We start from the raw sequence: 1,281 nt of genomic DNA on the forward strand, positions 1-1,281 counted from the left end.
TGATCCACCCCCATTGAACGGGTCCACCTTGAAGTATGGTTTTGACCATGAAGGAGGACCACAATGGCAAACAAGCGACACAAGCCCGACGAGATCGTCACGAAGCTTCGGCAGGTTGAGGTTTTGCGCGGCCAAGGCATGGCGATGGCGGATGCCGTTCGCCAGATCGGCGTTTCCGAACTGACGTTCTACCGGTGGCGCAAGCAATATGGCGGCATGAGCCGTGACCAGCTTCGGCAGTTGAAGGATCTCCAGAAGGAGAACGAACGGCTTCGCAAGGCGGTGGCCGATCTGACGCTGGACAAGCTGATCCTGACGGAGGCTGCGCGGGGAAACTTCTGAGCCCCTCGCGTCGCCGTGCCTGCATCGACCATGTTCGCTCGGTTCTGCCGAAGCGCGTGTCGGAGCGCCGGGTATGCCTCGTGCTTGGGCAGCATCGCTCCACGCAGCGGCGTATTCCTCGCGGCCGGGACGACGAGCAGCAACTGACCGAGGACATCGTTGCACTGGCCCGCCGCTATGGCCGCTACGGCTATCGCAAGATCGCCGAGCTTCTGCGCAGCCAGATGGGCTGGGTGGTCAACGACAAGCGGGTCGAGCGCATCTGGCGGCAAGAGGGGCTGAAGGTTCCAGCCAAACAACCGAAGAAAGGCCGGCTCTGGCTCGCCGACGGATCATGCATCCGCCTGCGCGCCGAGCGGCCCAACCATGTCTGGTCCTACGACTTCGTCGAGGACCGCACTCATGACGGAAGGAAGTACCGCATGCTTAACGTGATCGACGAGTTCACGCATGAGGCGCTGGCGATCCTCATCGATCGCAAGCTCAACTCCACCGACGTCATCGACGTCCTGTCCGACCTGTTCATCCTGCGCGGCGTGCCTGAGCACATCCGTTCCGACAACGGCCCGGAGTTCATCGCCACGGCCGTGCAGGACTGGATCACCGCCGTCGGGGCGAAGACTGCCTACATCGCACCCGGAAGCCCATGGGAGAATGGCTACATCGAGAGCTTCAATGCTCGCCTGCGCGACGAACTCCTCGACGGCGAGATCTTCTACACGCTCAAAGAGGCCAGGATCATCGTGGAAAGCTGGCGTCGGCATTACAACACCGTGCGTCCGCATGGATCGCTCGGCTACAAGCCGCCGGCGCCGGAGGTCTTCATCCCGGCATTCGCGCGGGCGGCCCTGCAACCCCAACCAGCGATGCCGCCCGCGCTGGCGCCACGACCATCATTGCACTAACAATCAAATTGGACCCGTCCGTGGGGGCCGATCA

1 protein-coding gene is annotated in these 1,281 nt (G+C 62.5%); it reads left to right on the forward strand.

Annotated features, from left to right (window positions below; genetic code table 11):
- Window positions 1-63: 63 nt before the first annotated feature.
- Window positions 64-1,247 (forward strand): IS3 family transposase gene (locus tag JX360_RS17385; RefSeq protein ID WP_244353515.1). Its coding sequence is split into 2 segments (ribosomal slippage): window positions 64-328 and window positions 328-1,247, totalling 1,185 coding nucleotides; the frame shifts between segments, so codons are not numbered across the junction.
- Window positions 1,248-1,281: the final 34 nt, after the last annotated feature.

The organism is Thermostichus vulcanus str. 'Rupite' (assembly GCF_022848905.1).
GTDB lineage: Bacteria > Cyanobacteriota > Cyanobacteriia > Thermostichales > Thermostichaceae > Thermostichus > Thermostichus vulcanus_A.